Here is a 22944-nt window from a genome sequence, read left to right as displayed (position 1 = left end):
CAGTTGTCGCCGCATACCCGCCGAACCCACGATGAGCGGGCACTTCGCGGCCGCTTTGGCCTGCGCCGGTGAAGTGCCGTGCACGTCACTGCAGTTCAGCGCAGTTCACAAGGCGGATCGCGGGAGGGTGCATATGAACGGTCTCGACTGGACCGTGCTGATCGGCTACTTCGGTGTGATGGTCGCGATCGGCGTCTGGTCCCACAAACGCGTCGACAACGTCAGCGACTTCTTCACCGCAGGCGGCAAGATGCCGTGGTGGCTGTCCGGCATCTCGCACCACATGTCCGGCTACAGCGCGGTGATGTTCACGGGCTACGCGGCCATCGCCTATACGTACGGCGTCACTTCCTACGTCACCTGGTCCTTCCCCATCGCCATCGGCATCGCGATCGGCGCGAAACTCTTCGCACCCCGGCTCAACCGCGTGCGCGCACGGCTGCACGTGTCCTCCCCGCTGGAGTATCTGAAGAACCGTTACAACCTGCCCACCCAGCAGGCGCTCGCCTGGTCCGGCGTACTGCTGAAGATCGTGGACGTCGGTGCCAAGTGGGCGGCGATCGCAACCCTGTTGTCGGTGTTCACCGGGGTCTCGCTCAACACGGGCATCCTCATCACCGGTGCGGTGACGGCCGTCTACTGCACGGTCGGCGGTCTGTGGGCGGACGCGCTGACCGAACTCGGGCAGTTCATCATCCAGTTCGTCGCCGGTATCGCGATGCTGATCGCCGTCATGGTCGAGCTGAGCGGCTTCAGCACGCTGTGGAGCGTCTGGGACGAGCCCGCGCTCGACGGGCACGCCGAGCCGCTGGCCGGGCCGTACATGATGGTCTTCCTGATCGCGTACCTGTTCATCAAGACCTTCGAGTACAACGGCGGCATGTGGAACCAGGCCCAGCGCTACATGGCCACGGACTCCCCGAAGTCCGCGACGCGTTCGGCCGCCCTGTCCGCCGCACTGTGGCTGATCTGGCCGCTGGTGCTGTTCTTCCCGATGTGGGTCGCGCCGCTGATCATCCAGACGGACGTGCCGGCGGACTCGTACGCCCTGATGGCTGAACAGCTGCTGCCGCACGGCCTGTTGGGCCTGGTGATCGTGGGCTTCTTCTCGCACACGATGGCGATGTGTTCGTCGGACGCCAACGCGATCGCCGCCGTCGTCACACGCGACATCATGCCCGCGGTCTCGCGGAAGGTACGCCAGTGGGACACCCGGACCGGGCTGCTGGCCGCGCGCTGGGCCACGCTGCTGTTCCTCGGTCTGTCGATGGCCATCGCGACGCAGGTCAACTCCGACTTCTTCGGCGACATCATCACGGTCGTCATCAGGTGGGTCGCAGGGCTCATGGGCCCGATCGCGATCCCGCTGATGCTCGGCCTGCTGCCCTGGTTCCGCAAGAGCGGGCCGACGGCCGCGCTGATCAGCTGGGGCGTCGGCCTCGTCACCTTCTGGCTGGTCAACTACCCCATCCACTGGAACGTCGACGGCGGCGTCCCGCTCCAGTACCAGGTCTCGGTCCCGCTCGCCGTCTCGCTCGTCCTCTACATCCTCATCGGGTACGTGAAGCCGGAGGACACCCCGGAGCGGGACGCGGTCCTCGCGAAGATCAACAACGATGACGACGGCCCGGGTTCGGCGGCCGCGGCGATCCCGACTCCGGCTGGGGCGGCGGACGGCGTGGTGGGGGCGCCGGTCAAGGACTGAGTTCCTTCCGTACGGCAGTTGGGCGCTTGCGGCGAGGGCGACCGTTCCCGTGGGAGCGGTCGCCCTCGCGCTGATGGAACTCGCGCTGATGAAGCGTCAACTCTTGGGTGTCTCACCGACCTTGTCGACGACTCCCACTCCGAGCAGCGCCTCCACGTCGGAGCCGAGGTAGTTGAGGGACTTCCTGTCGAAGACCCACACGGCGTGGTCGTCGCGTTCCTTGAAACTCAGGCCGATACCCGGGCGGCCGGCGAAGTCCTTGGCGTTCTCGACCACCCTGACGCCCGGGATCTTCGCGGCGGCGCGGTAGAGCGCGGCGCCCACCTCGGGGAGGAGCGTCGCGTCGTCGAGCATGTCGCCGATCGTCTCCAGCGCCGCCGACTCGCGGCTCGAGCCCTCACCCTTCGTGTCGGCGTAGATCTTCTCCAGCAGCACGTCGGGGTCGGTGGGCAGCGCCTCCAGCTCGCGGTACGTGGTGACGTTCGGGTCGATGCCCAGCGTCATGTCCCTCGTACCCTTGGCGTACCCGGCGAGCGGGTCCCGCGGGCGGGGCGGCGGGCCGTTCAGCACCGTCATCCGGCTGAGTCCTTCGCGCCTGCCGTCGACGGCGTTCCAGCGGGAGTCGCGGAAGATCCGGATGTCCTCGTCCGTGATCTTCATGGAGCCCTGGGTGCGGATGTAGACGTACTGGTCGTCGCGGACCGGCACGGACTCCTTCGCGGCGGCGACCGTGGCGATGCGGTTCAGGAGGTCGACGGCCTTCTGGTCAGGGGTGGGGGTCTCGAATGCGCCGGTACCGATGACGACTGCGGCGGCGACGGCAGTCGCGGTGGCGAGGGGTACGGCGATCATGGCGAACCGGCGGCGGGGTGACGGCTTCCGGGGCGCGGGGGCCGTCAGGGTGTCCCGGTTGCCCTGGACTTCCGGGGTGGCCTGGGTGAGCTCTCGCATCAGATGGTCCTTCAGCAGGTCATGGCGGTCGCTCGTCAGGACCGGGTCGCCCGGGCTCGGCAGCAGCCTGGCCAGTTCTTCGCGCTCTTCGGGGTTCATCGGTACTTCTCCTGTGTCGACCGGGCCGCTGCGGGGCGGCCACCCGGTACCTGTCCGGTGCGGGACTGGGGTCTCGCTTCTTCCGACGGCCGGACGGCGGGCGCGCCCCGGGCAAGCTCCTCGTCTGCCAGGCGACGCAGGCGCACGCGGGCGCGGGAGAGCCGCGACCGTACGGTGCTGGCCGGCACGCCGAGGGCCTCGCCGGCGGCCGCGTAACTCAGCCCCGACCAGACGCACAGCGCGAAAACTTCGCGCTCGGGTCTGCGGAGCCGGCCGAGCGCGGTGCGGGCGGCGGCCAGCCGTTCGGTGTCCTCCATGCGGCCGACGAGCTCGTCGGCGAAGTCGGGCACGGTGTCGTGGTCCGCCGGGCGGCCGGGGAGCCGGGCGAGCGCGGCGCTGTGCCGGCGGGCGGCTCGGCGGGTGTTGCGCAGGACGTTGGTGGCGATGCCGTACAGCCAGGGCCGCAGGCCGTCGCTCTCGGACCACTCGCGAGACTCGGTCAACTCGGCGTCCAGAGCGCCCTCTTCAGGGGCCTCGGGTCTCAGCTTCTCCCGCAGCCGCCACGCCTCCAGAAAGGTCAGGGACACCACGTCCTCTGCGGCGCCCCGGTCTCCGGTCAGTCGGGCGGCATGGCTGTACACGGCGCGGGCGTGCGCGCCGAACAGCTCGGCGAAGGCCTCGGTGTCACCGGCCCGTATCCGGGCACGTAGGGAAAGTTCCACAACCAGCCCTGTCCGCTCGGCATTCCACGTCCCTGTGGCGTCAGTCACACCTGTCGGTCACGTCTGCCGGTCGCATCTGCGCGCGGAGCCTCGCGAAACAGCTGGGACGCGGAAGAACTCAGGCCCGCGGATACCGGGCCAGCCACCCCGGCGACGAGCCGGCCGGTCCGTGCAGCGCGGGCCCCTGGGTCATCTCCATCGCGAAGTCGTCGGCGAGGACGAGCATCGTGGGGCGGCCCTCCAGTTCGGCGAGCCAGGCCGGCGGGAGGGCCGTCTCGCCGTGCAGGGCGCCGAGCAGGGCGCCGGTGAGCGCTCCGGCGGCGCCCGAGGGACCGCCGTGGTTCACCGAGAGGCACAGCCCGTGCCGGGTGTCCTCGCCGACCAGCGCGCAGTACACGGCGACCGACAGCAGCCCCTCGGCCGTGCCCTCTCCGGCGAGCTCGTCGATCCGGGCCGGCGTGGGCATGCCCTGCCGTACGGCACCCAGCGCGTACTGCAGGGCGTCGGTCACCGGCTGCTGCCCCGGCCAGTCGGCGAGCACCTGGAGCGAGCGCTGCACGGCGGCGTCGAGGCTCTCGCCGCGGGCGAGTCCGTGCACGATCAGGGCGTACGCGCCTGCCGACAGGTAGGCGGTGGGGTGACCGTGGGTCTGGGCCGCGCACTCGACGGCGAGCTGCATCACCAGTTGCGGCTCCCAGCCGACGAGCAGCCCGAAGGGCGCGGAACGGGCCGCGGCCTCGGGGCCCGTCTCCTTCTGGTTCTTGGGTGCGTCCAGGGTGCCCATCATGTCGTCGGCGAAGCCGATCAGGCAGGCGCGGGCGGGGTCACGGCGGGCGTACAGCCACTCCTCGCGGGCCAGCCAGCCGTCCTCCTTGCGGCGCTCGTCGGGACCCCAGTCGTGCTGCGTGGCGGCCCATCTGAGGTATGCGCGGTGCAGATCGGTCGGCGGGTGCCAGGCGCCCGTGTCCCGGCGGACCTGAGCGCGGATGAGCCCGTCGAGGCTGAAGAGGGTGAGCTGGGTCAGATGCGTGACGGTGCCGCGTCTGCCATAGCCGAAGGGCAGATCGACGACTCCCTCCGCGCCGTACGCCTCGCGGATCTCCTCCATCGAGAGCTCCCCGACCGGCGAGCCCAGCGCATCACCGAGGGCCGCGCCCAGCAGGGTACCCCGCACCCGACTGCGGAAGTCCTGCTGCTCGACCCGCCCCCAGACGGCACCGGACGTCGCACCCACCGAGGCCTCCTGAAGATCCCGTCCCGCACGGCTGCTGTCCCGTACGGCCCCCTCCCGTACGGCTGACAGCTCAGCACTGTAATCGAACGGGAACAGTCGGTTGAGGGCCGGAACGATTTGCGAATTCTGGGCGGGAACGTGCGGTGGTGCGAGGTGCGCGTACTCAGGCGAGAAGACGGCGGAACGGGGAATAGACAAGAGTCCAACGCCCTTGCCCTTCAAGGGACTTGATACACCTTGACTCATCACAGGGGGCTTTCATGGGGACTTCAGGGGGACTTTCATGACGAAGACCGGAAGCGGACGGGCACTTCCCGTCACGGCGGCCCTGCTCACAGGCACGGTCGCCCTCTACATGGCGCTGGTCGCGTTCGGCAACATCACCGACTACGGCACGAACCAGCAGTTCGTACGCCATGTCCTGGCCATGGACACCACCTTCAAGGACGACGACCTGATGTGGCGCGCGATCGAGTCCCGCACCCTCCAGGACATCGCCTACGTCGCCATCATCGCCTGGGAGACCCTGGCCGCCCTCGTTCTCATCACCGCCACGGCCCTCTACGCCACGGGCCTGCGCAGCATGGACCTCACCCGCGCCCGCCGTGCGAGCACCGCCGGCCTGCTCATGACGATGCTCCTCTTCGGCGCCGGCTTCATCGCCATCGGCGGCGAGTGGTTCTCCATGTGGCAGTCGGAGGACTGGAACGGCCTGGACGCCGCCCTCCGGGTCTTCGTGCTGAGCGGGGTGGTGCTGCTGGTGGTGCATCTGCCGGGGGCGACGGGGAGTGCGACGGGGGGCGGTGACGACGGCTAGTCGACCACCGAAACCGTTGTCCCCGTCGTACCGAAACCCCAGACGGCGTCCCCGTCGGCGCCGCGGACGCGGATGCCGCCCGTCTCGACTCCGGATGCGGGCGGCGGCGACGAGCCGTCCTCCGCGTTGGAGAAGGCGATCGAGACGCCGGAGCGGGTGGCGAAGTAGACGACGTTCTCGATGGCCACCCCGTCGTAGCCGGTCGCGGAAGCGTTGCGGAACGTGACCGTGTACGTGCCCGGCAGCGGGCTCACCGATCCCGGCCACACCGTGAAAGTACGGCGGGCGTCCTGGCCGGAGTCGACCAGCCACACCCGGCGCTGCTCCAGGGAGTAGACGATGCGCCGCCCCGTACCCGAGCCGTCCGGAACGGCCACCGGCGCGGACGGGCTCGGCGAGGCGGAGGGGCTCGCGGACGCCGTCGGCTTCGGCTGGGCCGCCTGTTCGGCGCGTACGGCCAGGGCGGCGACCACCACGACGGCGCCGAGGGTCAGCGCGGTGATCCAGGCCCACGGGGACAGCCGTCGTCGGGGCCGCCTTCGTCGGATGGGCACGGGCACGCACCTCCTCCCCCTGCTCGGTGGGACAGCTCAGTCCACGTCTCAGTCCAGTACCGGCAGCAGCTCCGGCAGATGCCCGTCCGAAGCCGACGCCGCCCGCTGCCGTTCCTCCGGGACCTCCCCGTACAGCGTTGTGCGCGGGCGCGCCGTACGGCCCGCCGCCTCCGCCACCGCGATCAGGTCCTTGATGGACTTGTACGAGCCGTAACTGGATCCCGCCATACGGGAGATGGTCTCCTCCATGAGGGTGCCGCCAAGGTCGTTGGCGCCGGAGCGGAGCATCTCGGCCGCGCCCTCCGTGCCCAGCTTCACCCAGCTGGTCTGGATGTTGGGGATGTGGGGGTGCAGCAACAACCTCGCCATCGCCACCACCGCGCGGTTGTCGCGCATGGTCGGGCCGGGGCGCGCGATGCCCGCCAGGTACACGGGCGCGTTGGTGTGGATGAACGGCAGCGTCACGAACTCTGTGAAACCGCCCGTCTGTTGCTGGATCCGCGACAGCGTCCGGAAGTGGCCGAGCCAGTGGCGGGGCTGGTCCACATGCCCGTACATCATCGTGGACGAGGAGCGGATGCCCAGCTCGTGCGCGGTCGTCACGACCTCGATCCAGGTCGCCGTGGGCAGCTTGCCCTTGGTGAGGACCCAGCGGACCTCGTCGTCGAGGATCTCGGCGGCCGTGCCGGGGATGGAGCCGAGGCCGGCCTCCTTGGCGGCGGTCAGCCACTCGCGGATCGACATCCCGGTGCGGGTCGCGCCGTTGACGACCTCCATGGGGGAGAAGGCGTGTACGTGCATGCCGGGGACGCGTTCCTTCACGGCGCGCGCGATGTCGAAGTAGGCGGTGCCGGGCAGGTCGGGGTGGATACCGCCCTGCATACAGACCTCGACCGCCCCGACTTCCCAGGCCTGTTGGGCGCGGTCGGCTACCTGGTCCATCGAGAGGGTGTACGCGTCGGCGTCCGTGCGGCGCTGGGCGAAGGCGCAGAAACGGCAGCCGGTGTAGCAGACGTTGGTGAAGTTGATGTTCCGGGTGACGATGTACGTGACGTCGTCGCCGACCGCCGATTTGCGGACGTCGTCCGCGATACGGCACAACGCGTCCAGGGCGGGCCCGTCGGCGTGCAGCAGGGCCAGCGCCTCGTCGTCGGTGAGCCGGGTCGGGTCGTCGGCCGCCGTCGTGAGGGCCGCCCGCACGTCCGTGTCGATGCGCGAGGGCACCATCCCGGGCGCCGCCGCCTCGCGCAGCGCCTCCCAGTCGCCGTACACCTCGTCGAAGTCGTTCCGGCGGTCGCCCGTACGCCCCTCGGTGTCGATGGTGCGGTGCAGGTCGGTGCGGCCGGAGGAGGTGAACGCCTCGTCCGGCTCCTGCCACGGGTGGCCCTCGACGACGGCGTCGGGGTTCGCCAGGCCGGTCTCCGGGTCGGCAAGGGCCCGTACGTGCGGCAGCAGCCGCGGGTCCAGCCAGGGCTCGCCGCGCTGCACGAACTCCGGGTACACACACAGCCGTTCGCGCAGCTCGAAGCCCGCCTGCCGGGACTGCTCGGCGAGTTGGTCGATCTGCGGCCAGGGCCGCTCCGGATTGACGTGGTCGATGGTGAGCGGCGAGACGCCGCCCCAGTCGTCGATACCGGCGCCGATGAGCCGCCCGTACTCGGAGTCCACGAGATTGGGCGGCGCCTGGAGGCAGGCGGAAGGACCCATGATGTGCCGCGCGACGGCCACCGTGGCGACGAGGTCGTTCAGTTCGGCGTCCGGCATCCCGCGCATCGCCGTGTCCGGCTTGGCGCGGAAGTTCTGGATGATCAGCTCCTGGATGCCGTGGTAGGCCCGCGAGATCTTCCGCAACGCGAACAGCGACTCGGCGCGTTCCTCGTACGTCTCCCCGATCCCGATCAGCAGCCCGCTGGTGAACGGCACGGACGACCGCCCCGCATCCTCCAGCACCCGCAGCCGCACCGCCGGTTCCTTGTCGGGCGAGCCATAGTGCGGGCCGCCCGGCTCGGACCACAGCCGGGTGGCGGTGGTCTCCAGCATCATGCCCATGCTGGGCGCGACGGGCTTGAGCCGCTGAAAGTCGGTCCACGACATGACCCCGGGGTTGAGGTGCGGCAGCAGCCCCGTCTCCTCAAGGATGCGGATCGAGATGGCGCGTACGTACGCGATGGTGTCGTCGTAGCCGTGCGCGTCCAGCCACTCCCGCGCCTCGGGCCACCGCTCCTCGGGCTTGTCGCCGAGGGTGATCAGGGCTTCCTTGCAGCCGAGTTCGGCCCCGCGCCGCGCGATGTCGAGCACCTCGTCCGGCGACATGAACATCCCGTGCCCGGCCCGCCGCAGCTTGCCGGGAACGGTGACGAAGGTGCAGTAATGGCACTTGTCGCGGCACAACCGGGTCAGCGGAATGAACACGCTCTTCGAGTACGTGATGACCCCGGCCCGCCCCGCTTCCGCCAGCCCCGCATCCCGAACCCGCGCGGCGGAGGCGACAAGGTCATCGAGATCCTCCCCCCGAGCCTGGAGCAGCACGCCCGCCTCACCGACATCGAGCGCGACACCGTCGCGGGCACGTTTGAGGGCGCGTCGCATGGCGTTCGCAGTGGGCCCGGTTCCGGAACTCGCGGAAGTCGTCATCCTTCGAGCATACGATCGCTTTGATCAGGCCCTCAGGGCTACTCGGTGTCTTTCGGATGCCGGGGCGATGCGTAGACGAGGTGCACAGTTCGGCGCGGCTCGTCCACGAGGTAGCGCACGCGACCGCCCGCCGTCACCTCGTACTCCCACTGGGGATACTCGCGACCGCCCAGGTTCCTGGTAGCAAGGGACCCACGCAGGCGATGCTGGCGGTCCGGGTCCGCGTGCGACAACGGGTCGGCGCGCAGTGCCTCGTAGCAGCGCCGTGTGTTCCCGGGCGCCTCGGCGCCGAGTTCGCCCCAGCCCTTGGCCGCGTCATTCGTCGCGAACCGCAAGCGCCATTCCTCGCCGACTGCAGGCGGTGCGACGTCGTCGCCGCGCTTGGGACTCACGGGGCCGTCACCTCGCCGTGGTCCTCGTCGGGCAGGCGGCGCGTGAGCTGTGCGGTCAGCTCCGGGTCCGCGAGGACGCGTGCCGTCGCCCGCCACTCGACGACGACCCGGTGGAGGGTGGCGTGGACGTCCAGGTGGGCGGCGTCGTTCGTGGCGTCGATGAGCTCCGTCACGAACTCCCGTAGCTCGTCGGCCGACAGATGACGAACCCACGGGAAGACCGCGGGCAAAGCCCGCAGTATGGCCCGCGCGCCGCCGTCTATGCCGACGAGAGCGCCGAGGAGCTTGGCCGTGATGTCGGCCGTCTCCTCGCGCTGCTGATCGTGCCGCGCCGTCGTGAGGTACAGGTCCTCGCCGTCCCGACGCGTGATGTGCACACGCTGAGCCTTGTCGAGTGTCTCGGCGACACGCTTCGAGTTCTTCGAGAGCTCCGAGAACGAGACCGTGGGTGTGGACATGCTTCGGACGGTACTTCGGAACGTATTCCGAAGTCAATCGCTCCCGCCGTACGACCCCACGCACCGCCCCAGCGCCCTGCCCTCACGCCCCGGCCCGCTCCCGCACGCCGACCGCTGCGCGAAACGTGCCGATTCCCTTCCCTTGTACGGGAGTTCACGGGTGAATACGAGGGTGGTACGTGTCACCCCGCAGCACCCGGGCCACACCCGAACCGTCACACCCGACACCTTGGGAGCAGCAGCATGTGCGAGGACGACCACGGCATCGCAAGACGCGCCCTGTTCGTGACGGGAGCCGCCGCCGCGCTTACGTTGGGAAGCGTGAGTTTCCCGAGCGAGGCCGCCGACGCCGCAGCGGACCACGAGACGAGGACGGTGCGCGGCACGCTGCCCACCGGTTCCCCCGACTTCGTGTACCTGCCCGTCGAAGTCCCGGACGGCGTACGGGAGATCAAGGTCGCGTACACCTACGAGAAGCCCTCCGTCCCGGCCGGCACCGCGGGCAACGCGCTCGACATCGGCATCTTCGACCAGCGCGGCACGGAACTGGGCGGCAAGGGATTCCGCGGCTGGTCGGGCGGGGCGCGCACGGAGTTCTTCATCCGCGCCGACGACGCCACGCCCGGCTACATCCCCGGCCCGGTCCGCGAGGGCACCTGGTACATCGCGCTCGGCCCCTACACCGTGGCCCCACAGGGACTCCCGTACGAGATCACCATCACGCTCACCTACGGCGAACCCGGCACCACCGTGAAGCCGAAATACCCGCCCACACGCGCCAAGGGCCGCGGTCGCACCTGGTACCGCGGCGACTGCCACCTGCACTCCTGGTACTCCGACGGCCGCCGCACCCCCGCCGAGATCGCGGCCCTCGCCCGCGAGGCCGGCCTGGACTTCATCAACACCTCCGAGCACAACACCCATGCCGCGCATGCCCATTGGTCCGACGTAGCGGGCGACGAGCTGCTGGTCCTGCTGGGCGAGGAGGTCACGACGCGTAACGGCCATGTCGTCGCGCTCGGCACGGATCCCGGCACGTTCATCGACTGGCGCTACCGCGCCCGCGACAACCGTTTCGGCAAGTACGCGCGCGAGATCCGCCGCTCCGGAGGCCTGGTCGTCCCCGCCCACCCGCACGCCACCTGCATCGGCTGCAACTGGAAGTTCGGCTTCAGCGAGGCGGACGTGGTCGAGGTGTGGAACGGCCCGTACGGGCCCGACGACGAGGTCTCCCTGGCCGACTGGGACGGCATGCTGGTCGCCTCGGTCCGGGAGGGCCGCGGCTGGATCCCGGCGATGGGCAACAGCGACGCCCACCGCCACCCCGACCCCGTCGGCACCCCCCAGACGGTCGTCCTCGCCGACGACCTCACCCGCGAGTCCATCCAGGAGGGCCTGAAGGCGGGCCGCTCCTACATCGCCGAGTCCAAGTCGGTGTCGCTCGACTTCACCGCGTACGGCCCGAAGGGCGAACACGCGGGAATCGGCGGCCGTTTGAAGGTGGACCGCGACGACCCGGTCACGGTCCGCCTGGAGGTCACGGGCGCCCCCCGCTGCACGGCCCGCTTCGTCACGGACCAGGGCGTCCTGCACACCAGCCCCGTCCTGCCGGTCTCGGGCTCCGGCACGGTGGAGTGGCGTACGACGGCTCAGTACGCGGCGTACGTACGGGCGGAACTGCGGCACGAGGCGGCGGTGGCGCCGCTGCCGGGGGCGCTGGCGGCGTTCACGAACCCGATCTTCTTGGGGCGATAGGGGTCGGTCGTAGGAGTCGATGGAACATGTCGCCTGGGAGACTCCTCGGGTCACCGACGAGAAGGACCAGGGCCTTATGTCGCGCTTCCACGATCTCAAGTTCCGCGCCGTCACAACGCTCCAGCGGTGGGTCGCGAACCCGCTGTCCAGGCGGCTGCCCTTTCAGACGCTCCTCGAGACCACGGGGCGGAAGTCGGGCCAGCCGCGCCGGACCCCGCTCGGCGGAAGCCGGGTCGGGGACGAGTTCTGGATCGTCTCCGAGTACGGCGAGAAGTCGCAGTACGTACGGAACATCCAGGCGAACCCGAGAGTCCGGGTCCGCATCAAGGGCCGCTGGCACACCGGTACGGCCCACTTGCTCCCCGACGACGACCCGATCGCCCGCCTGCGCACCCTGCCCCGCGCGAACAGCACAGCGGTGCGGCTGGTGGGGACGGATCTGCTGACGGTGCGGGTGGATCTGGAGGATTGACGCGCCCCCTTGGACGTGACGCACGTCACATGGAACCCAAGGGGGGCCGCGTGGCAGAGCCAGGCATGGAGCCACCATTCCGGGCCCGCGTCCGAGCGGGCGACGAGAACTCCTTCAGGGTGCTCTTCCGCGAGCACGGGCGGGCGGTGTACAACCACTGCTTTCGCCTGACCGGGGACTGGTCGGTCGCCGAGGACTGCGTCTCGCTGGTCTTCCTCGAAGCCTGGCGGATGCGGGAGAAAGTCGAGCCGCACGGCGGAAGCCTGCTGCCGTGGCTACTGGGGATCGCCACGCACGTGGTGCACCACCGATGGCGCACGGCCCGACGGCACCGGGCCCTGATGGAGCGCATGCCGCCGCCCGGACTGCTGCCGGACTTCGCCGACGAGGTGGTCGACCGGCTGGAGGACCAGGAGCGAATAGCCGCCGTACGCACGGCACTTGCCCAGCTGTCGCGGCCGGACCGCGAGGTGCTGGCGCTGTGCGTGTGGGCCGGGCTGGACTACGCCGCAGCTGCCGAGGCGCTGGGGGTGCCGGTGGGCACCGTCCGCTCCCGGCTGTCCCGGGCGCGCCGCCGGCTGGAGAAGCTGGCGCAGAAGAATCTTGACCAGGACACGGAACCTGCGGCGGCGAGACGGCAGCAAACAGGTGACCGCCACGAGGCGGTCCGGCCGAGCGGAGAAAACGGAAGGGGACCGTGGTGAGCAGGGACGAGCACCAGGACGGCGACGTCCAGGAACTGCGCCGACTGCTGGCCGTACCGGCTGAGCGGGACTTCCCCGTCGGCCGGCGGATCCAGCGTGAGGAACACCTGATGCGCAGTTGGCGGACGATGACAGGAGAACGCACCGGCGGGCGCAAGCGCCGCGTGCAGAAGCGGTTCGCGTTGGGGCTGGCGGCGGCCGCGATCGCGGCAGGCGTGACGGTGGCGGTGCCCAACGGGACGGAGACCCCGGCCTACGCGGTGGAGAAGAATCCGGACGGCACCCTGACCGTCTCACTCCGCGACCTCGACTGGTGGGGCGATCCCCAGCATTTCGAGAAGCTGGCGCGCAAGATCCGGGCAGCCGGTTTCACAGCGATCATCGACAAGGTTCCCCCGGGCAAGACGTGCCAGCTCGATCGGGGTGAGCACCTGAAGCAGAAGAAGTCCGGCGACGGCAAGTGGGATTACAAGTACGTCATGACGCATGCCGACGCGTACCTGGTCGAGGAGAACCTGCCCGGCCCCAAGCCGAAGGGATCCGAAATGCAGTCGAGCCACGCCTTCAGGCAGACGTTCATCAAGGGCCCGGTCAAGCCGTGCAACCCCGTCAGCCACCCCCAGCCGAAGCTGCCGCAGTGATGTAGCGACGCAGCAATGGTCCGCCCAGGTCCCGGCCTGGGCGGACCATCCAGGATGAACTCCCCCTCCGTCTCGGGCAGTTGGGCCCGATTTTGTCACGTGCGCGCCTAGACCTCTGGACTTGTCTGTTTCACGGTGGTGCCTCCTACCCATACGGAAGGACCCAGCAGTGAGACGCAGACGATTCGTGGCAGGAACGATCGGCGTGCTTTCGGGGCTCACGCTCGGTCCGGGCAGCCCGGTCCGGGCCGACGCACCGGCGTCCCGTACGCAAAGCTGGCAGGCCGTGCCGGCGCCCGGCAGTACCCCGGCCGCGCAGTTGCGCCGCATCGCCGCTGCCGGACCCGAACTGGCCTGGGCCGTGGGCGAGGAGGGCCGCGCCGGGCCGTCGCAGGGCCGAGGGCTGGCTATGCTCTGGGACGGCAGCGCCTGGTCGAAGACCGACCTGTCGCATCTGACCCACACGCGGTTGAGCGACGTCGCCGTTGTCAGCGCCACCACGGCGTGGAGTGTGGGCCTGCCTGCCGACGAGGGCACGAGCCCGCTGCTGAGCTGGGACGGAACCACCTGGCGCGAGGCCGAGTTCCCGGGCCTGGGCGAGCCGGACGTCCGGATGGACGCGGTGGCGGTCGACCCCGACCAGCAGGTGTGGGTCAGCGGCAGCCGCGGCGGCAGCACCGGCCTGCTCAACGGGGACGGGCAGCAATGGCAATGGCTGGACCCACTGCCTGCCCCGAGCGCGAACCTGTACCGGGTCGTACCGCGCGCGCCGGACGAGGTCTGGGTGAGCGGCGACCAGGCCCGGGCAACCGGCGACGGATGGTCCGGACTCGTAGCCCGCTGGAACGGAACGTGGACGGTCCTGCCTCCGATCACAGGCCTCCGTCTGAGCATCAGCGATCTGCATCCGGCCGGCCCGGACGACGTATGGGCGGTGGGCACCGAGGCCGGCATCGGCGGACCACTGGGACGCCCCGGCAACCCCGTTCTGGCCCACTGGGACGGCACGGCCTGGACACAGGTGCAACCAGGTTTCACCGTCGGATCGTTGACCGGAATCGCGGGCGACGCAGAGGGCCGCGCCGCATGGATCTCGGGCTGGAACTTCCGGGACCAGACCCGCAGCACGTACCTGCGCCGGGACGGCGACGCCTGGACCGTCGTACGAGGCCCGGCCGGCACGGCGACAGCCCCGTACCTCAACGACGTGACACCCATTCCCGGCACCACGGGATTCTGGTCGGCGGGCATGACGAGCCCCACCCCCGCCCCTCCGACCGAGACTTACACGGAACGCCTCGACGCCTAGCCGTGTTTTAGGTAGCGGGTGAGTCTTGGGCGGAGAGTTCTTCGGCCAGTTCCATACAGCGCAGGCGGGCTGGGGAGAAGTCGTAGGGCATCTTGCCGGTGGCTTCGAACACGCTCATGGAGTCAGCCTCCCGCCTGCCAGAGCTCAGGTCGGCCTCGCCCTCGCCCTCGCCGTCATCGGCGGTGGCAGGGTGCAAAGTGTCCCAGGCGTCGAAGAGGTCATCGTCGTCCTTACCCAGGCCGGACTCCTCGATGACGGCCTGCAGGGCGCGTTCGAAGACGTGCCGCTCGACGGCCACTTGAGCCACCCGTGGATCATCGACGGCGACACTGTCATCGAGCGCCTCCTCGGCGTCATCGATGCGGTCGGAATCCTCCCGCAGACTGGGATGCGTGGCCAGGACGACAAAGCGGGTGGCCTGGACGGCCGCGCCGAGCGGGCCGAAGATCCGCTCAGTGACCAGCAGACTGTCCAGGTCCGCCTGACGCAGGGAGCCCTCGGGCAGGCTCTTGAGGCGTTCGGTGACGAAGTCGGAGAGCAAGCCCATCCGGCTGCCTTCGGTGCGCATCCGCTGCACGGCGGTCCGTTGCCGCCGCAATTCCGCCTCCTGCTCGGCGAGGGTTTCCTCCAACCGCTCCAGGATGCCCGCGATACCTTCTCCGCTGTCCGCACCGGCGGAAGCCGTGCCGGTGGTGAAGGCGTCACGGATGTCGTCCAGGGCGATCCCGGCATCGGCCATCCTGCGAATCCACAGCAGGCGGATCATGTCCTCGTACCCGTAGCGGCGACGGTCATCGCCGCCCCGCTCAGGCTCGGGGAGCAGCCCGATCTCGTGGTAATGGCGAATCGCCCGCGGCGTGGTACCGGCAAAGGCCGCCGCATCACCGATCTTGACCTGGCGGGGCGGCATGAAAGACGAATGCACGAGCAGGGACCCTTCCTCAAGGCATCGGGACGTAAGTCCACCGGACCACATGCCGCTACGGAAGGTGCAACCCCACAGCCACTGATGAATCGCCGCGACCTGAACCGTCGCCTCGAACCGAACCGCAAGTTCATCGAACCGGGTCAGCATGCAGGGCGTGCGCAGGCAGCCGAACCTAAAACACGGCCCAGCGTCGCAGGTCAGCCGAAGTCGTCGGGGACGATGCGGAGTTTTTGTGCGATGCGGGCGAGGGCCTTCTGGTCGGTGGTGTTGAGCGAGTCGAGGACGATGCGGCGTACGGAGCGCAGGTGTGTGGGCGCTGCCAGGTGCACGATGTCGAAGCCGGCGTCGGTGAGTTCGGCGAGGGTGTAACGGCCGTCGGCCGGGTCGGGTGTCCGTACGACCCAGCCGCGCTGTTCACAGCGTTTGACGACGTTGGACAGGCGGGAGAGCGACCCGCTGGCGAGGAAGGCGAGCTCTCCCATCCGCAGCTTGCGCTGCGGGGCCTCGGAGAGGTGACTGAGCACGAGGTACTCGAACAGGGTGAGGCCGTGTTCCTGCCGCAGCGGCGACTCCAGCTTGGCGGGCAGCAGCAGGACAAGGGAGATCAGCCCCGTCCACGCCGCCTTCTCCTGCTCGTCGAGCCATCGCAGCTCCTCATCGTCCTCGTGTTCGCCCGTGCCGCTCATGGGCCCTCCCGTGCTGCTGCTCATGGATCTTCCCGCCCCTCCGGCGAAGTCCGCCATCACTTTACGCTTGAAGTCATTGCGTGCTAGTTTCACTTTACGCGTGAACTCATACACGAGGAAACGCACCCCTATGAACAGGAAGAGGAAGCATCATGAGCACCGTCACCTTCGGCGTCGTTCCGGGCTACGGCGAGAAGCTGCACGAGGCCCTCGGCTACAGCGGGGCCGTCCGCATCGGCGACCGGGTCGAGATCTCCGGCCAGGCCGGGGTGGATGACGACCTGGTCATCCCCGACTCGCTGGAAGACGAGATCATCCAGGCTTTCGACAACGTGGAGCGCACGCTCGCCACGGTCGGCGCGACATGGAAGGACGTCATCCACGTCAACTCGTACCACAAGGTCGCCCCGGGAGGTGACGTCATCGGCGACGACCACAACAGGGTCATGGCCGAGCAGTTCCGCCGTCGCCTCGACGGCCGCGCGCCGATCTGGACCGAGACCGGCGTCACGGTCCTCGGCCTCGCCGCCATGCGCGTGGAGATCCGCGTCACCGCCATCGTCGGCTCCGGGAACTGAACCTCAAGTTCCCGACAAGCGCGCTCCAGCCGCAGCCGAGCACACGCGCTGCGGTGCCCGACTCAAGGGGCGGGCACCGCGAAGAGAGGCTGATGATCCACGGGCCTACGGATCCACGACCTGTGGATCGCGAAAGTAGTAGACGACCGTCACTCCCATACCCGGAGTGTGCGTGTACACGACGGTGATCGCCTCGGCTGAGTCGTGGGCGAGAGGTGTCGTGTAGGTGTACTCCACGGACGGCGGGCGCCAGCCGGGGATCTCGCGCCCCGCCGCCGGCTCCCGTGCGATGACCGTGAGCGCCTCCCGGACCACTTCCCGCTTACCCTCCGCGAGGTCGCCGTACGCCTTCTTGGCGGGTTCGGCCTCCTCCAGCGGGATCTCGCTCATCCGCTGCCGCCTCCGGCACGCGCGCCCTCTAGGGCTGCCATGATCTCGGGTGAGTTCCTGATCCGGACCCGGTGGCGGTACGCCCTCACCACGGCCGCGGCGCGCTCGAAGTCGTCTGTGGGGGAGGCCCCTATGGCTGCGGCCAGTTCCTCCTCGAAGCGCTCCCGGTCACCCGGGAACCCGTACCGGCTGAGCGCGCTGCGCAGGTCGTCCACGGTCCGGATCTCCGGAAGGGGCATCGCGGCCCAGCCGTGCTCACGCTCTGCGCTCATGATCTGCTCCTGGTGGACGGGCATGACTCCACCTCCAAGTATGGCGCCGCGCGCCCACGGCGGACATCGCACGTCACTTCCCACGGCCTGCACCGCCCCGCTCACCGCGCCTCCCCGCACTCGGCCCACAGCAGCTTCCCGCCCTTCGAGGCACCCCACTCCCGCAGAACGGAAACTCCCAACGAGTCCGCACACGCCCGTACGAGGTGCAAGCCGCGCCCCTGTTCAGCGTCTTCCGGCGGTACATCGAATACTTCGAGGAACTTCCCTCGTGTGAGTGACAACTCAACTCGGCATGGACCAAGAGGAGTTCTGCATGCCCCCGAAGCCCGTCGCGTCGGCACGCCGTCTGCGGCTCGCCGTGGAGCTGCGCAAAATGCGGGAGCGAGCGGGTATGACCGCAACCGAGGCGGCCCGCACCCTCGGGGTCAGCCAGGGTCAACTCAGCAACATCGAGTCAGCCCGGTTCGGCGTCAGCCCGGACCGCCTCCGGGCGATGGCCCGTGCGTACACGTGCTCGGACCAGGCCTTCGTCGAGGCCCTGGTCGACATCGCGACGGACAAGACGCGCGGCTGGTGGGAGACCTTTCGAGAGGTGCTCCCGCCTATGCTCCTGAACATCGCCGAGTTGGAGCATCACGCCACGATGCTGTGGTCGGCCAACACCGCGCACATCCCCGGCCTGCTGCAGATCACGGACCACGCTCGCGAGATCTTCCGGCAGGTCGTCCCCGAGTTCTCGCGATCGGACATCGAGCACCGCGTGAGCCACCGTCTCCAGCGCCAAGCCCTGCTGGACAAGGGCGACTCGATCCCATTCCGCGCGATCATCCACGAAGCGGCCCTCCGCGTGCCGGTCGGCGGCCCGTCCGTCGCCAAGCGCCAGGTGGAACACCTGGTGGCTCAGAGCGAACGCGAGCACATCACTATCCAGGTGATCCCGTTCGCCATCGGCGCCTATCCAGGAGCCGGGCAGAACATCCTCTACGCGTACGGCCCCGTCCCCCAGCTCGACACGGTCACACTTGACCAGTCACACGGCCCTGTACTCGTAGATGCAGAAGCCCAGTTGGCGATGTACCGCGTCCTCCTGGACCGTATGGAGCAGGTAGCGCTGGAACCGTCGAAGTCCCGCGACTTCATCCACAACCTCGTACACGACCTGTGAAGGGGAACCAATGCCCACCTACGCCTGGCACAAGTCGTCCCACTGCGCCCAGGGCGAATCCTGCCTGCACGTAGCCAGCACCTGGCAGAAGTCGTCCTACTGCGGACAGGGCGAATCCTGCGTCCACATATCCGCCGCCCCCCAAACCATCCACCTCACCGAAAGCGCCGACCCCACCCAAGCCATCCTCTCCGCCACCCCCACCGCCTTCAGCGCGCTCCTCCACACACTGAAGGCGAGCCCGAACCACGGCTGAAGCACTCCTGGGATACGAGTGGGATACGAGGGTGAGCGATGCGGAGCACCGTGCCAGGTGCGGAGACGAGACGGCGTGCAGCCGAGCCGGACGGCTGCCTCTGGCGGGCCCACCTGGGGCGGCTCGCCGTTCAGTCCCGCAGCGGGTGCACCCCCGGCGGCAGCGTTCCGCCGCTCCGTCCCTCCCACCAGCGCCGGGCCGCCGGGGACACCCGCTCGCGTGGGTATGCCGTATGGGTCAGGAACGCCTCGATCACCGTCGCCGCGGGCCGGTGCGGCAGCGCCGCCATCAGCACCGCGTCGTCGTCCGGGAACGGCGGTGCCACCAGGGCGACTTCGTCCCCGGACCTCAGACGCAGGACCAGTGCCCGCAGCTGGTGCTCATCCCCGGGCACAGGGCGCATGCGCACCTGCAGCGGGTCCTTCGGCAGGAAGTCCAGCCGTACGTGAGCCAGAAGGGTCCCGCGTTTGTACTCCTCCCAGCGGTCCAGCCATCGGTCCAGCCGGAGAGCGCGGAACGGCGGCTCCTGCCACGGCCGCAGCGCGTCCAGTCGTTCCAGCAGACGCCGCAGGAAGTCCCGGACCGACGGCTCGTCATGCGGCTGCCAGGACAGGTCCCGCTCCCAGGAATCCTCGGCGAGCGCCGCCTTGATCGAGGCGTACTGCTCCTCCGTGGTGAGGTCGTAAATCGGCTGCTCAAGGATCATGCGAGCGATGCGCTCGACCTCGCTCTCGCCCAGTTCCCGGCTGAACTGCACGCAGTAAAGGACCGCTACGACCACCCCGAAGTGCATGCGCGCAGTATGACGAACCGCGCCGGTCAGTTCAGTGCTGAAACCCACGGCGCGCGAATCAGCCTGGCGGCCGTGGGTCGGCCCACGGCACAATCCTCGGCGTGGAGATCACCGCGCGCGAACTCAACCGGGCCACCCTCAGCCGCCAACTGATGCTGGAACGACAGCCGTTGAGCGTTGTCGACGCGGTCCGTCGCGTTGTCGCGCTGCAGGCGCAGTACGCCGCTTCTCCGTACCTCGCGTTGTGGAACCGGCTCACACGCTTCTCGTCGGCCGATGTGGACGCCGCCTTCACCGGGCGCGCGGTCGTCAAGGCGACCCTGATGCGGATCACACTGCACGCGGTCCATGCCGACGACTACCAGGTGTTCCGTGAGGCGATGCAGCCGACCCTGTACGCCTCGCGTCTGGGCTACCGCTTCGCTGCCGCGGGGCTCACCCCGGCGGACGGCGACGAACTGGTGCCACAGCTGCTGACGTTCGCCGAACAGCCGCGGACGGCCGCCGAGATGGAGGCGTGGGTCGAAGAGCGGCTCGGCGCGGAGAGGAAGCCCGGGGCCTGGTGGGGGCTGCGGGCGTATGCGCCGTTGCTGCACGTCCCGACGGGCGGGCCGTGGTCGTTCGGCGCCCCCCGGTCGTCGTACGTCGCGGCGCGGACGGGCCCCGTGCCCACAGGGAAGGAGACGGCGCCGGAAGCGCTGCAGAGCCTCGTACTGCGCTATCTGGAAGGGTTCGGTCCGGCCTCGGTGGCGGACGTGGCTCAGTTCGCCACGGTGCAGCGCGCACCGATCCGCCAGGCGCTCCTCGCCCTCGACCGCAAGGGAGCCGTCGAACAGCTCGAAGGGCCCGACAGCACCGCGCTGTTCGACGTCCCCGCTGCCCCGCGCCCACCCGCGGACACCCCGGCCCCACCGCGGCTCATGGCCATGTGGGACAGCACCCTGCTGGCATACGCCGACCGCAGCCGCGTGATCCCTCCGGCCTATCGGCGGCTGGTGATCCGCAACAACGGCGACGTCCTGCCCACCCTGCTGGTCGACGGCTACGTCGCCGGGGTGTGGCGGCCGGTCGACGGCGGCATCGAGGCCACGGCCTTCCACGACCTTCCGCCCGCGGCGTGGGAGGGACTCGCCGCGGAGGCGCAGTCCCTGATCACGGTGCTGGCCGACCGCGATCCCCGGGTCTACAGCCGCTACCACCACTGGTGGGCCAAGCTTCCTGACGCCCAGGTCCGACTGCTCCCGGCCTAGCCGGGAGAACTGCACGCATGCCACGATCACATGCGTGTCTGGATCACCCCACGGTGAAGTCGGCCGCCTTGGTGTCCAGCATCGTGTCGCCGTCCTCGGCGGTGGCCAGGACGGCGACGTGCCACAGACCGCGCGGGGATGTGTCGGCTTCGCCGCGGGTGACGGTGACGGTGTAGGTGCAGCGCGCGGTGTCCTCACCGGACGGCTTGCAGACGGCCGACTCCACGGCGGCCATGTCCTTGGCGGTCAGCCCCTGCTTGGCGAGGGACGAGTTCGCCGGCCAGGCCAGGACCTTCACGTCCTTGACGCCAGAGGACGCCGTGACGTCAGTGGTGAAGGTGAACGAGCCGCTGCGGTCGCCGTCGGGGGCAGCGTAGCGGGCAGTGCTGTGCGCCACAGAAAGAGGCTGGTCCCCGGCGTAGGCGACGGCGAACGCTCCGGTACCTGCGAGGACGACGACACCGGCGGCCACGGACAAAACGACACGTCGCGACATGAGAAATTCCCCCAACAGACTCAGCTGGATCGGACCGGCGCTCTCGGCTGCGCGCCGTTGCACCAATACTGGCCGCGCAGCGGGCGCAGGGTATGAGCACACGTACTCAACCCAGGCCTGAGTAGGGCCAGTTCGGGTCGCGTCGTCCGGTCGCCCCCTGCGAAAAGGGGATGCGCCGGTAGGCCCTCCCTGTGTTGCATGGCCCCATGGTGTCCACCGACCGACTGCTCGCCTTCGCGGCCATGTCCTTCCTGCTGATCGTGGTGCCCGGTCCGAGCGTGCTGTTCGTGATCGGACGGGCGCTGGCGCAGGGGCGCCGTGCTGCGCTGACTTCCGTCGTGGGGAACACGATCGGCGCGTACGTGCTCGTCGTGGCCGTGGCGCTGGGTATCGGTTCCCTCGTGGAGCGTTCCGTCCTGGTCTTCACGGCGCTGAAACTGGCCGGTGGTGCCTACCTGGTGTACCTGGGGGTGAAGGCGTGGCGGCAACGGGGTTCGTTGCAGGCCGCGTTCAGCGGTGACGCGGCCACGGCCGACGGTCTGCGCACGCTGTGGGAGGGGTTCGCGGTCGGGATCGCCAACCCCAAGACCATCGTGTTCTTCGCCGCCGTACTGCCCCAGTTCGTCGACCGCGCCCAAGGACACGTCGTGGCCCAGATGCTGCTGCTCGGCCTGGTCTTCAACGTCATCGCGCTGGCGTCCGACAGCGTGTGGGGGCTGGTCGCCGCCACCGCACGGGGCTGGTTCGCCCGGTCACCGCGGCGGCTGTCCCTGGTCGGCGGGGTGGGCGGACTCACCATGGTGGGCCTCGGGGTCACGGTCGCCGCGACAGGGCGCAAGGAGTAGTTGCTCCCGCCGAGCCGGTCAGGCCGGACGCTGCTGCGGCGGACACCGGACGACGTGCGCGGCATGATGCCCACATGACAGTCGACGTGACGATGAGCTTGCCCGACGACGTGGCCACCTTCGTGAAGGCCAAGGGGGACGTCTCGGCGTACACCGCACGCGTGTTGCGCCGCCAGATGCTCGCCGAGGCGCTGGAGAAATCCGCGCGGGTACGGGGCGAGGCCGGGATCGCGACGGCATCCTCGGAGGCCGGCGAAAGCGAGGACGACACTCTGGGGCGTTGGGGTGAGGTGGCGGGCCGGTAGGCACAGTAGGCACCTCAGGACAAGCAAGTACGTGACGTACTCGCCCCAGGGAACAGCACCCTGGAGACGTTGGATCAGGAGCGAGGAGACAGAGCGTGTCGGCGGTGCACTACGAGAGCTACAGCCAGGCGCGTGCGCATATGAAGGACCTCCTCGACGCGGCCGAAGAGGGACGGGTGGCGACCGTACGCCGCGAATCGGGCCGTGCCGCGGTTGTGGACGTGGAGCGGCTGCGCCGCCACCTGTCGCTGGGGTGCCCCTCGAAGGCGGAGGTGGTCCCCGAGGCGGGCGGCTGGTCGGTTTTCCTGCCCGGACTGCCGCTGGTCGCCGACGGGGCGACCTTCGACGAAGCCATGGAGGAGATGGTTCAAGTCCTGCGCGAGTACGCCGAGGACTGGCAGGACCGGCTGCGTACCGCGCCCAACCATGAGGGGAACTGGGGCCTGGTGCAGCTCATCGCCCTGAGCGACGACGCGGAACTGCGCGACTGGCTGGTGGGTGCGGCGCGGTGAACCCGGCCCCGTGGGCGG

General features: G+C 69.5%; 27 protein-coding genes. 14 read left to right on the top strand and 13 right to left on the bottom strand.

Going from position 1 to position 22944, the window contains the following annotated elements; all coding sequences use genetic code 11:
* Positions 1-133: 133 nt before the first annotated feature.
* Positions 134-1705, top strand: coding sequence for a sodium:solute symporter family protein (locus tag OP79_RS21940; RefSeq protein ID WP_033322008.1), 1572 nt, complete (start codon positions 134-136; stop codon positions 1703-1705).
* 96 nt (positions 1706-1801) lie between these two features.
* Here the strand turns inward: OP79_RS21940 and OP79_RS21935 are convergent, their stop codons facing one another.
* The 3 genes from OP79_RS21935 to OP79_RS21925 all read right to left on the bottom strand — a co-directional run bounded on the left by OP79_RS21935 (position 1802) and on the right by OP79_RS21925 (position 4711).
* Positions 1802-2755: a CU044_5270 family protein gene (locus tag OP79_RS21935; protein WP_033322007.1), complete on the bottom strand. Its 954-nt coding sequence runs from the start codon at positions 2753-2755 to the stop codon at positions 1802-1804.
* On the bottom strand, positions 2752-3477 hold the full coding sequence (locus OP79_RS21930; RefSeq protein WP_033322006.1) for an RNA polymerase sigma factor: 726 nt from the start codon (positions 3475-3477) through the stop codon (positions 2752-2754). The genes OP79_RS21935 and OP79_RS21930 overlap by 4 nt, the downstream gene beginning before the upstream one ends.
* A 118-nt stretch (positions 3478-3595) precedes the next feature.
* The gene (locus tag OP79_RS21925; RefSeq protein WP_033322004.1) at positions 3596-4711 is read right to left on the bottom strand and encodes an ADP-ribosylglycohydrolase family protein; all 1116 of its coding nucleotides are present in this window, start codon (positions 4709-4711) and stop codon (positions 3596-3598) included.
* A gap of 283 nt (positions 4712-4994) precedes the next feature.
* On the opposite strand from OP79_RS21925, the gene OP79_RS21920 reads away from it, so the two are divergent.
* Positions 4995-5528: a DUF2165 domain-containing protein gene (locus OP79_RS21920; protein WP_033322003.1), complete on the top strand. Its 534-nt coding sequence runs from the start codon at positions 4995-4997 to the stop codon at positions 5526-5528.
* On the opposite strand, the gene OP79_RS21915 is transcribed toward OP79_RS21920, so the two are convergent.
* The 4 genes from OP79_RS21915 to OP79_RS21900 are packed head-to-tail and all read right to left on the bottom strand — an operon-like array spanning position 5525 to position 9566.
* A complete protein-coding gene (locus OP79_RS21915; protein WP_245685404.1) occupies positions 5525-6082 on the bottom strand; it encodes a hypothetical protein in 558 nt (185 codons plus the stop codon). The two genes, OP79_RS21920 and OP79_RS21915, sit on opposite strands and share 4 nt — an antisense overlap.
* A 48-nt stretch (positions 6083-6130) precedes the next feature.
* Positions 6131-8716, bottom strand: coding sequence for a bifunctional FO biosynthesis protein CofGH (locus tag OP79_RS21910; protein WP_033322002.1), 2586 nt, complete (start codon positions 8714-8716; stop codon positions 6131-6133).
* 38 nt (positions 8717-8754) lie between these two features.
* Positions 8755-9108: a hypothetical protein gene (locus tag OP79_RS21905; RefSeq protein WP_033322000.1), complete on the bottom strand. Its 354-nt coding sequence runs from the start codon at positions 9106-9108 to the stop codon at positions 8755-8757.
* Positions 9105-9566 carry a hypothetical protein gene (locus OP79_RS21900; protein ID WP_033321999.1) on the bottom strand — a complete coding sequence of 154 codons (462 nt, stop codon included), beginning with the start codon at positions 9564-9566 and terminating at the stop codon, positions 9105-9107. Before OP79_RS21900 ends, OP79_RS21905 begins: the two co-directional genes overlap by 4 nt.
* A 243-nt stretch (positions 9567-9809) precedes the next feature.
* Here OP79_RS21900 and OP79_RS21895 point away from each other — a divergent pair, with 243 nt between their 5' ends.
* The 5 genes from OP79_RS21895 to OP79_RS21875 all read left to right on the top strand — a co-directional run bounded on the left by OP79_RS21895 (position 9810) and on the right by OP79_RS21875 (position 14447).
* Positions 9810-11321 (top strand): CehA/McbA family metallohydrolase, encoded by a 1512-nt coding sequence (locus tag OP79_RS21895; protein ID WP_033321997.1) that lies wholly within the window; start codon positions 9810-9812, stop codon positions 11319-11321.
* A 76-nt stretch (positions 11322-11397) separates the two neighbouring features.
* Positions 11398-11793, top strand: a complete 396-nt coding sequence (locus OP79_RS21890) for a nitroreductase family deazaflavin-dependent oxidoreductase (protein WP_033322043.1) — start codon at positions 11398-11400, stop codon at positions 11791-11793.
* A 50-nt stretch (positions 11794-11843) separates the two neighbouring features.
* Positions 11844-12497: an RNA polymerase sigma factor gene (locus tag OP79_RS21885; protein ID WP_342669539.1), complete on the top strand. Its 654-nt coding sequence runs from the start codon at positions 11844-11846 to the stop codon at positions 12495-12497.
* On the top strand, positions 12494-13138 hold the full coding sequence (locus OP79_RS54030; RefSeq protein ID WP_157857338.1) for a hypothetical protein: 645 nt from the start codon (positions 12494-12496) through the stop codon (positions 13136-13138). Before OP79_RS21885 ends, OP79_RS54030 begins: the two co-directional genes overlap by 4 nt.
* A 169-nt stretch (positions 13139-13307) precedes the next feature.
* Positions 13308-14447, top strand: coding sequence for a beta propeller repeat protein (locus OP79_RS21875; protein WP_033321995.1), 1140 nt, complete (start codon positions 13308-13310; stop codon positions 14445-14447).
* A gap of 7 nt (positions 14448-14454) precedes the next feature.
* On the opposite strand, the gene OP79_RS21870 is transcribed toward OP79_RS21875, so the two are convergent.
* Both OP79_RS21870 and OP79_RS21865 read right to left on the bottom strand, forming a co-directional pair.
* A complete protein-coding gene (locus OP79_RS21870) occupies positions 14455-15372 on the bottom strand; it encodes a MerR family transcriptional regulator (protein ID WP_033321994.1) in 918 nt (305 codons plus the stop codon).
* 200 nt (positions 15373-15572) lie between these two features.
* Complete coding sequence (locus tag OP79_RS21865) at positions 15573-16085, bottom strand: MarR family winged helix-turn-helix transcriptional regulator (protein ID WP_033321993.1); 513 nt, start codon at positions 16083-16085, stop codon at positions 15573-15575.
* A gap of 128 nt (positions 16086-16213) precedes the next feature.
* Between OP79_RS21865 and OP79_RS21860 the strand changes: the two genes are divergently transcribed.
* The gene (locus OP79_RS21860) at positions 16214-16639 is read left to right on the top strand and encodes a Rid family hydrolase (RefSeq protein WP_033321992.1); all 426 of its coding nucleotides are present in this window, start codon (positions 16214-16216) and stop codon (positions 16637-16639) included.
* 105 nt (positions 16640-16744) lie between these two features.
* Here OP79_RS21860 and OP79_RS21855 read toward each other — a convergent pair whose 3' ends face one another.
* Together OP79_RS21855 and OP79_RS21850 are read right to left on the bottom strand one after the other, a co-directional pair.
* Positions 16745-17029: a hypothetical protein gene (locus tag OP79_RS21855; RefSeq protein WP_033321991.1), complete on the bottom strand. Its 285-nt coding sequence runs from the start codon at positions 17027-17029 to the stop codon at positions 16745-16747.
* Positions 17026-17301, bottom strand: a complete 276-nt coding sequence (locus OP79_RS21850) for a hypothetical protein (protein WP_033322040.1) — start codon at positions 17299-17301, stop codon at positions 17026-17028. The genes OP79_RS21855 and OP79_RS21850 overlap by 4 nt, the downstream gene beginning before the upstream one ends.
* A 316-nt stretch (positions 17302-17617) precedes the next feature.
* Between OP79_RS21850 and OP79_RS21845 the strand changes: the two genes are divergently transcribed.
* Entirely contained in the window at positions 17618-18469 is an 852-nt protein-coding gene (locus tag OP79_RS21845) for a helix-turn-helix domain-containing protein (RefSeq protein WP_033322039.1), read from the top strand.
* 10 nt (positions 18470-18479) lie between these two features.
* Positions 18480-18725, top strand: a complete 246-nt coding sequence (locus tag OP79_RS21840; protein ID WP_078491928.1) for a DUF397 domain-containing protein — start codon at positions 18480-18482, stop codon at positions 18723-18725.
* Between the two features lie 130 nt (positions 18726-18855).
* Here the strand turns inward: OP79_RS21840 and OP79_RS21835 are convergent, their stop codons facing one another.
* Positions 18856-19518 (bottom strand): hypothetical protein, encoded by a 663-nt coding sequence (locus OP79_RS21835; RefSeq protein ID WP_033321990.1) that lies wholly within the window; start codon positions 19516-19518, stop codon positions 18856-18858.
* Between the two features lie 101 nt (positions 19519-19619).
* On the opposite strand from OP79_RS21835, the gene OP79_RS21830 reads away from it, so the two are divergent.
* Positions 19620-20768 (top strand): winged helix DNA-binding domain-containing protein, encoded by a 1149-nt coding sequence (locus OP79_RS21830; protein WP_033321989.1) that lies wholly within the window; start codon positions 19620-19622, stop codon positions 20766-20768.
* Positions 20769-20811: 43 nt separating this feature from the next.
* Here the strand turns inward: OP79_RS21830 and OP79_RS21825 are convergent, their stop codons facing one another.
* Positions 20812-21264, bottom strand: a complete 453-nt coding sequence (locus OP79_RS21825) for a DUF5707 domain-containing protein (protein WP_033321988.1) — start codon at positions 21262-21264, stop codon at positions 20812-20814.
* Positions 21265-21470: 206 nt separating this feature from the next.
* On the opposite strand from OP79_RS21825, the gene OP79_RS21820 reads away from it, so the two are divergent.
* The 3 genes from OP79_RS21820 to OP79_RS21810 all read left to right on the top strand — a co-directional run bounded on the left by OP79_RS21820 (position 21471) and on the right by OP79_RS21810 (position 22926).
* Complete coding sequence (locus tag OP79_RS21820) at positions 21471-22109, top strand: LysE family translocator (RefSeq protein WP_033321987.1); 639 nt, start codon at positions 21471-21473, stop codon at positions 22107-22109.
* A 74-nt stretch (positions 22110-22183) separates the two neighbouring features.
* Complete coding sequence (locus tag OP79_RS21815; protein WP_033321986.1) at positions 22184-22414, top strand: hypothetical protein; 231 nt, start codon at positions 22184-22186, stop codon at positions 22412-22414.
* Positions 22415-22509: 95 nt separating this feature from the next.
* A complete protein-coding gene (locus OP79_RS21810; RefSeq protein WP_033321985.1) occupies positions 22510-22926 on the top strand; it encodes a prevent-host-death protein in 417 nt (138 codons plus the stop codon).
* The last annotated feature ends 18 nt before the right edge of the window (positions 22927-22944 follow it).

The organism is Streptomyces yerevanensis (assembly GCF_000716805.1).
In the GTDB taxonomy this organism is placed as follows: Bacteria; Actinomycetota; Actinomycetes; order Streptomycetales; family Streptomycetaceae; genus Streptomyces; species Streptomyces flaveus.
Note: the sequence above shows the minus strand (reverse complement) of the source record. Positions and strands in the feature narration are given on the sequence as shown.